The sequence below is a fragment of the Allobosea sp. 2RAB26 genome, assembly GCF_052115465.1.
Classification (GTDB): Bacteria; Pseudomonadota; Alphaproteobacteria; order Rhizobiales; family Beijerinckiaceae; genus Allobosea.
Map to the genome: position 1 here is coordinate 1 of NZ_JBFRGS010000081.1, position 560 is coordinate 560.

The 560-nt window shown below is 63.6% G+C and carries 1 protein-coding gene and 1 tRNA gene; one reads left to right on the forward strand and one right to left on the reverse strand.

What is annotated here, in order from left to right:
• Positions 1–316, forward strand: a 316-nt coding sequence (locus tag AB4118_RS34105) for an MmcQ/YjbR family DNA-binding protein (RefSeq protein WP_441493910.1), incomplete at its 5' end; no start/stop codon positions are given.
• A 167-nt stretch (positions 317–483) separates the two neighbouring features.
• Here AB4118_RS34105 and AB4118_RS34110 read toward each other — a convergent pair.
• Positions 484–560 (reverse strand) — tRNA-Met (locus tag AB4118_RS34110).

The following is a 560-nucleotide window of genomic DNA, read 5'->3' on the forward strand; positions in this document are numbered from 1 at the left end:
GGCCGTTGCCTACGCACTGACGCTTCCTGGCGCCGGGATTTCAACCAGCTATGGCATGCCGGCGGTCAAGGTGAAGGGCCGGGCGTTTCTGTCGCCCGGGCACGAAGCTGGGTCCTTCTGCATCGCGATCGATCGTGACACGGTCACCATGCTGATGGCGTTGGCTCCGGAGACATACTGGCAAACTGCGCATTATGTGGGTTGGCCGGCGGTCCTGGTCCGGCAGGATGACGCGGATCCCGAGCATGTTCGTGCGATGATCAATCGAGCCCGCGACTGGAACGCTAGCCGCCCGCGCTTGCGGGTGAAGCGGTAGCGGCCAGCCGCAGCGCTTTATCTGGTCCTGGCGCCAGGCCGGCGGGAGTCGGTCGGTCCATCCGCGGGACCATGCTGATCCGCGTGCCGAGCCTTGTGTTTTGCCGTTTAGAACGCAGAAAGCCCGCAGCGTTTATCGCGGCGGGCTTGAGTGTGTTTTGGGATGTTTGGTTGCGGGGGCCAGATTTGAACTGACGACCTTCAGGTTATGAGCCTGACGAGCTACCGGGCTGCTCCACCCCGCG